At 64.8% G+C, this 6,925-nt stretch carries 7 protein-coding genes; 4 read left to right on the top strand and 3 right to left on the bottom strand.

Annotated features, from left to right (window positions below; translation table 11 throughout):
• Positions 1 to 130: 130 nt before the first annotated feature.
• On the bottom strand, positions 131 to 829 hold the full coding sequence (gene pyrE / locus ACNPP0_RS03380) for an orotate phosphoribosyltransferase (RefSeq protein WP_448705019.1): 699 nt from the start codon (positions 827 to 829) through the stop codon (positions 131 to 133).
• 134 nt (positions 830 to 963) lie between these two features.
• On the opposite strand from pyrE, the gene ACNPP0_RS03375 reads away from it, so the two are divergent.
• On the top strand, positions 964 to 1,752 hold the full coding sequence (locus tag ACNPP0_RS03375) for an exodeoxyribonuclease III (RefSeq protein ID WP_332609658.1): 789 nt from the start codon (positions 964 to 966) through the stop codon (positions 1,750 to 1,752).
• A gap of 480 nt (positions 1,753 to 2,232) precedes the next feature.
• Positions 2,233 to 3,576, top strand: a complete 1,344-nt coding sequence (gene gdhA, locus ACNPP0_RS03370; RefSeq protein ID WP_332609657.1) for an NADP-specific glutamate dehydrogenase — start codon at positions 2,233 to 2,235, stop codon at positions 3,574 to 3,576.
• Between the two features lie 26 nt (positions 3,577 to 3,602).
• On the opposite strand, the gene ACNPP0_RS03365 is transcribed toward gdhA, so the two are convergent.
• Together ACNPP0_RS03365 and ACNPP0_RS03360 are read right to left on the bottom strand one after the other, a co-directional pair.
• A complete protein-coding gene (locus ACNPP0_RS03365) occupies positions 3,603 to 4,094 on the bottom strand; it encodes a copper chaperone PCu(A)C (RefSeq protein WP_332609656.1) in 492 nt (163 codons plus the stop codon).
• A gap of 19 nt (positions 4,095 to 4,113) precedes the next feature.
• Positions 4,114 to 5,013 (bottom strand): LysR family transcriptional regulator ArgP, encoded by a 900-nt coding sequence (locus ACNPP0_RS03360; RefSeq protein ID WP_332609654.1) that lies wholly within the window; start codon positions 5,011 to 5,013, stop codon positions 4,114 to 4,116.
• A gap of 148 nt (positions 5,014 to 5,161) precedes the next feature.
• On the opposite strand from ACNPP0_RS03360, the gene ACNPP0_RS03355 reads away from it, so the two are divergent.
• Positions 5,162 to 5,794, top strand: a complete 633-nt coding sequence (locus ACNPP0_RS03355) for a LysE/ArgO family amino acid transporter (RefSeq protein WP_332609652.1) — start codon at positions 5,162 to 5,164, stop codon at positions 5,792 to 5,794.
• Positions 5,795 to 5,965: 171 nt separating this feature from the next.
• Positions 5,966 to 6,907 (top strand): LysR substrate-binding domain-containing protein, encoded by a 942-nt coding sequence (locus ACNPP0_RS03350; protein WP_332609651.1) that lies wholly within the window; start codon positions 5,966 to 5,968, stop codon positions 6,905 to 6,907.
• The last annotated feature ends 18 nt before the right edge of the window (positions 6,908 to 6,925 follow it).

Genomic DNA, 6,925 nt, shown 5'->3' with positions numbered 1-6,925 from the left:
TTGCCGCGGCCTTTTGTTTTGCGGCGTTCCGATATTCGGCCAGACGCACGGCATCGCGGAACCCATGGTGGCCTATGGCTGACAAGGCGGCGCACCGCGCCACCGTTGCCGCTACCGGCCGGGCGCCGCCTTACTTCACCCCGTATTTGGCCCGATACGCCTGCACGGCATCGCGGTTTTCCGCGAAGGCGGCGTCGTCTTGCAGCAGGGCCATGATGTCCGACAGCGATGCAATCGCCACCACCGGAATGCCGTAGGTCTTGGCCACGTCCTGCACGGCGGAATGCGGCGACAGCGCGTCGTCGGGGCCCGCGCGTTCCATGCGGTCCATGGCGATCAGCACGGCGGCCGGCTCGGCGCCCGCGTTGCGGATGATCTCCACCGATTCGCGCACCGACGTGCCGGCCGTGATCACGTCGTCAATGATCACGACCTTGCCGTTGAGCGGCGCGCCGACCAGCGTGCCGCCTTCGCCGTGGTCCTTGGCTTCCTTGCGGTTGTAGGCAAACGGTACGTCGTTGCGCCCGTCCATCGCCGGGTGGCCCGCCAGCGCCACGGCCGTTGCGGTGGCCAACGGAATGCCCTTGTACGCAGGGCCGAACAGCATGTCGAACTGCACGCCGGAATCCAGCAGCGCCTGCGCGTAGAACTGCGCCAGTTTGCCCACCGCGCGGCCGCTGTTGAACAGGCCGGCATTGAAGAAATAGGGGCTGATCCGACCCGACTTGACCTTGAAGCTGCCAAAGCGCAGCACGCCTTCGTCGAGCGCGAAGCGAACAAATTCCAGGGAAGTGGGGCGAGACGGACAGGGGGAAGCGGCGGCGGGCATGCGAGTGGGTCCGGTGGATGGCAAACCCCCGCATTTTATCCGTTGTCGGGGCTATTACCTGCCCCCGCCGCGCAGTCGGTTAAATTCCTGGGCATTGTTCCGGCCCCTGGCGGCCGCTCTAGAGGAGTTTCGCTTTGCTGCGCATCACGTCGATCAATCTCAACGGCATCCGGTCCGCCTTTCGCAAGGGCCTGCAACCGTGGATGGAAAAGCACGCCGCTGACGTGCTTTGCCTTCAGGAAATCAAGATTGCCGACTCGGACCTTACCGAAGATCTGCGTCACCCGCCCGGCTACACCGGCCACTTCCACCATGCCGTCAAGAAAGGCTACAGCGGCGTGGGCATCTACCTGCGCGACGCCGCCGAACGCGTGAACATCGGCCTGGGCTGCGAAGAATTCGACCCCGAAGGCCGCATCATCCGCGCCGACTGGAAGAACCTGTCCGTCATCAGCGCCTACCTGCCCTCGGGCTCCAGCGGCGACGAGCGCCAACAGGCCAAGTACCGGTTCCTGGACCGCTTCGGTCCCTGGATCGACGCCCTGATGCATGAACACAAGACGACGGGCCGCGAATTCGTCATCTGTGGCGACTGGAACATCGCGCACAAGGAAATCGACCTGAAGAACTGGAAGGGCAATATGAAGAACTCGGGCTTCTTGCCCGAAGAGCGCGCATGGCTGACCGACGTGTTCGACAAGCGCGGTTTCGTGGACGTGTTCCGCACCATCGACGACCGGCCCGACCAATACACCTGGTGGAGCAACCGCGGCCAGGCCTGGGCCAAGAACGTCGGGTGGCGGATCGACTATCAGATCGCCACCCCGGGCATTGCCGCCCGCGCACGCAATGTCGCTATCTATAAAGACGAGCGTTTCTCGGACCACGCACCGCTGACGATCGATTACGACGCCACGCTGTAATGCCTTAGGGCGGCTCGCGCCAGGCGCGTCCGCCCTGCCGGCCTGGCCCGAACCGCATTCGGAGCCGCCCCTTACGAAAAAATTAATTGGGGACGCATAAACGCATTGGGCCGCGTTCGATATCCCGTCGCCACGCCTCAAACCCCTTTGTTTGCACGGCTTGGCGATGCTTCCGCCCCCACCATCCCTGCCCGATAAAACAGGGACACATGCAAATACCCTGGGAAATCAATGCTCAGGCAATTCGTGGTGCATATTTTGACGCGAAAACGCCACGCCGCCGAATGATGCGTCCCTGTTTATTTGCGGAAAATTCGCTTTCTTTTCAAGGCCCTACAGCCGGTGCGACCCTTTGCGCAGGGCAACAAATTTCCCATACACTTGCGCACCATGACGGTGCGGCCAATGCACCAGAACAAGTCAACCGCGCCCCACAATGGCGCAAGACGCACCTATTCGTAGCACCCCGAGGAGATCAAGTTGAAAGTGCAGAGTCTGGACGACTTCCTGCGTGGCGTCGCCGCGCGCGACCCGCAGCAGCCCGAGTTCATGCAAGCCGTCCAAGAGGTGATGCTGAGCCTGTGGCCTTTCATCGAAAAGCACCCTCATTACGCCGAGCACGCCCTGCTTGAGCGCCTGGTTGAGCCGGAACGCGTAATCCAGTTCCGCGTGTGCTGGACCGATGACCGCGGCCAAGCCCAGGTCAACCGCGCCTTTCGCATCCAGCACAGCTCGGCCATCGGCCCCTTCAAGGGCGGCATGCGCTTTCACCCGTCGGTGAACCTGTCCATCCTCAAGTTCCTGGCGTTTGAGCAAACGCTGAAGAATTCGCTGACCACGCTGCCCATGGGCGGCGGCAAGGGCGGCTCGGACTTCGACCCCAAGGGCAAGTCCGACGCCGAAGTCATGCGTTTCTGCCAGGCGCTGATGATCGAGCTGTATCGTCACCTGGGTCCGGATACCGACGTGCCGGCCGGCGATATCGGCGTGGGCGCGCGCGAAGTCGGCTTCATGGCCGGCATGATGAAAAAGCTGTCGAACTCGACCGCCAGCGTCTTCACGGGCAAGGGCCTGACCTTTGGCGGCAGCCTGATCCGCCCGGAAGCCACCGGTTACGGAACCGTGTACTTCGCCGAGGAAATGCTCAAGCGCGTGGGCAAGTCGTTTGATGGCCTGCGCGTGTCGGTCTCGGGCTCGGGCAACGTGGCGCAGTACGCCATCGAAAAAGCCATGTCGCTGGGCGCCAAGGTCGTGACCGTGTCGGATTCGAACGGCACCGTGGTCGATGACGCCGGCTTCACGCATGAAAAGCTGGTGGCGCTGATGCACATCAAGAACGACCTGCGCGGCCGCCTGGACACCTATGCCCGGGAATTTGGGCTGAAGTACGAAGCGGGCAAGCGCCCGTGGCACGTGCCGGTCGACGTGGCGCTGCCGTGCGCCACCCAGAACGAACTGGAACTGGCCGATGCGCAAACGCTGATCAAGAATGGCGTGCTGTGCGTGGCGGAAGGCGCCAACATGCCGGCCACGCTGGATGCCGCCAAGGCCTTCATCGCCGCGCGCGTGCTGTACGCGCCGGGCAAGGCCACCAATGCGGGCGGCGTCGCGGTGTCGGGCCTGGAAATGGCGCAGAACTCCGCGCGCCTGGCATGGACGCGCGAAGAAGTGGATGCGCGCCTGCACGCCATCATGCGCGACATCCATGAGAACTGCGTGCGCCACGGCCACAGCGAGCGCGAATACGTCAACTACCTGGACGGCGCCAACATCGCCGGCTTCGTCAAGGTTGCCGACGCCATGCGTCAGCAGGGCTTGTACTGAACCGGGTGTGTCGGCGGGCGTCGCGCTTAGTGTTTCATCGCGCCGTGATCGTGGCTCATGCCGGGGTTATGTGACGCCGGCTTGACCTTGAATTGCACGGCGACTTCACCGGCCTTTTCAAACTTCAACGTGGCGGGCACGGTGGCGCCGTCCTTGAAAGGCGCGCGCAGCTTGATGAACATGACGTGATAGCCGCCCGGGCTCAGCTTGACCTCGGTATCGGCGGGCAGCGCGATGCCGCCTTCCACCTGACGCATCTTGGACACGCCGTTCTCGGTCTGCACCGTATGCAGCTCGACCCGCTCGGCGGCGTCGGACGTCACCGACACCAGGCGGTCCTCGGACTTGGCATCGTTGTCGATGTCCATGTAGCCCGCCCCATTCGACTGGCCCGGCGCCGACGCGCGCACCCAAAGGTCGTCGATCTCGATCTGGCCAACCTTGTAGTCCTTGGCCCACGCCGAGCCGGCCGTGCACAGGCCAATGGCGGCAATGAGTGCGAACTTGCGGATGTTCATGGGGTGTCCTCCTGGTGGGTTAACGCCGCCGTACCAAGCTGCGGGCGGCTGACAGAACCGAATCGGTCAAGGCTTCCATCGCCTCGGAGTTTACCCGCCAATGTTGCCAATACAGCGGCACATCCTCCCAGGCGCGGCCGCGAAGCATCATCAGATGACCGGCATCAAGGTGTTCCTGCACAAGCGGCAGCGGATTCATCGTCCAACCCAGTCCGCCCAGCGTGGCCTGCACGAACGCACGGGTGGACGGCACCCACCACACCGGCGGCTGCCACGGCGCCGGGTCCGAGATCTTGTGGGCAAACCGCGCCTGCAAGGCGTCCTTGCGGTTAAAGACCAGCACGGGCGCTTGCGCCAGCGTTTGCGCATTGACGCCCTGGGCAAAATAGCGCTTGTGGAAATCCGGCGTGCAGGTCGCCACATATCGCATGCTGCCCAGCGAATGGATACGGCAACCCTGAACCGGATCCGCCAGCGTCGTCACCGCCCCCAGCACCGAACCGTTGCGCAGCAGCGCGGCGGTGTGGTCCTGGTCTTCGGACAACATGTCCAGCGTGGCCCGCGTGCGTTGCGAGAACTGCAAGGCGGCGTCGACAAACCAGGTTTCCAGGCTGTCATGGTTGACGGCGATGGGGATGCTGGCGTGCGGCACGTCGTCGTCCGACACGCCCAGCCGGTTCAGCGCGTCGTGTTCCAGCAGCGCCGTCTGCTCGGCCAGTTGCACCAGCACCTGGCCATCGGCGGTGGCGGCGGCCGGCACGGTGCGCTGGACCAGCAGCCGGCCCATGCGGTCTTCCAGCGCCTTGATGCGCTGCGAGACGGCCGAGGGCGTCACGCTGAGCGACAGCGCCGCCCGCTCGAAGCTGCCTTCGCGCACCACCGCAGCTAGCGCCCGCAAGTTGCCATGATCGATTTTCACGGATTAGATTTCCTTAATTTAGTGAAGGAAAATTAGCTGTATTTCATCCGCCTGACAAGGGACAATACGCTTTCGCCGAACTGCGCAATGCGGTCGGCGCCCTTCATAAAACGCCGCCACAGGCGTAGCAGTCACAGGTATTTGCATCATGTTCGCCACGTTGTCATCCCCCCTCTTTCTTACTGCCTGGGCCAGCGGAACGGCCACCGGGCTGGGTCTGTTCGCCGTTGTGGGCGCGCAAAGCGCGTTCATCCTGCGACAGGGCTTGATGCGCGCGCACCTGTTCAGCGTGGTCGCCATCTGCGCGTTGATCGACGCGGTGTTCATCTTTGCCAGCGTCTCCGGCCTGCAAGCCCTGACCGCCTGGTTTCCCTGGCTGACCACCGCCGTCCTGTGGTTCGGCGTGGCCTTTCTGTCGTGGTACGCATTGCAATCGGCTCGCCGCGCGTGGACGGCCACGGGCGGCCTTGCCGCCGCGCGTGACGTCGTGCCCTCGCGCCGCGCCGCGATGCTGGGCGCGCTGGGGTTTTCGCTGTTGAACCCGCACTTCTGGCTGGACATGGTAGTGGTGGGTTCACTGGCCCACGGCTTTGACGACGCGCGCATGGCATTCGCGGCGGGCGCCTTCACGGCCAGCCTGCTGTGGCTGGCCGTGCTGGGCATCGGCTCGCGCGTGTTCGCGCGTTTTTTCGCCAACGCATCGGCTTGGCGCGTGCTGGACGGCGTCATCGCCGTGGTCATGGCGGGCCTGGCGGCAAGCCTGGCGATCAAGGGCATCTGAACGGGGCCGGGCCGCGGGCGCGGCAGCTCCGCTTCACTCCGGGCGCGGCGTACGCCCTTCACTTCAGGGGCGTCGACCACGCTACCCTTCAGGCGCGGCGACCGCGCTTCACTTTTATAATGCGCCGTTGCCACTCTTTCGTCGGGCGCACGGCCGGCCCGCCAGACGATCATGCGCGGACCTTCCCCTTCCAAAGATGTGCGGCTGCCGCCCTTGGCCGCCATCCAGGCGTTTGAAGCCGCGGCGCGGCTGGGTTCTTTTGAACGCGCCAGCGAAGAACTCTTTGTCACCGCCAGCGCCATCGGCAAGCGCATCGCCGCGCTGGAAGCGATGCTGGACGTGTCGCTTTTCATCCGCAGCAGCCGGGGCGCTACCCTCAGCGCGGCCGGGCGCGACTACCTCAGCCAGGTCCGCACGGCTTTGGACCTGCTGTCCGACGCGTCGCTGCATCAGCGTGGCGAACCCAAACCCGAACCGCTGCGCGTGGTGTCCACGCCCACATTCGCCCGCCAGGTGCTGATCCCCTATCTGCCCGGCTTTACCGCCGCGCATCCCGATGTGGAATTGGAAATCCTGCTGTCCATTCCGTATCTGGACATCATGCCGCCCAACGCCGACGCGTGGGTGCGGTTCGGCAGCGGCAAATACCCCGGGCTGCACGCGCGCCAACTTACCGACGACCCGGTCTTTGCCGTGTGCTCACCCGCCTACCTGGCCTCGCGCGGGCCCTTCAACCGGCCTGAAGACCTGGCACGCGCCGAGCTGTTGCGCTGCCCGATGGAGCCCTGGCGGCCGTGGCTGGACGCCGCCGGCCTGGACTGGCCCGAGCCCTCGCGCGGCGTCTGGCTGGTGGACCTGGGCATGATGCTGGCCGCCGCCCGCGCGGGCCAGGGCGTAGCGCTGACGCGACGCAGCCTGGCGGCCGAATGGCTGGACGAAGGCAAACTGGTGCGCGTCACCCGCATCACCATCCCCGGCGAATCGCAGTACTACCTTTGCACCGAAGCGTCCCGCGCGCCGCGCAGTGCCGTCCAGGCGTTTTCCCTATGGCTGCAAGACGTCTGCAAACTGGCGGCCCAGGAACCGCGCGGCGTCCAGGCCGGCCAGGAATAAATTTCCAGTCGCGGGGGG

The sequence above is a fragment of the Achromobacter semiaridum genome (genome assembly GCF_053543755.1).
Note: the sequence above shows the minus strand (reverse complement) of the source record. Positions and strands in the feature narration are given on the sequence as shown.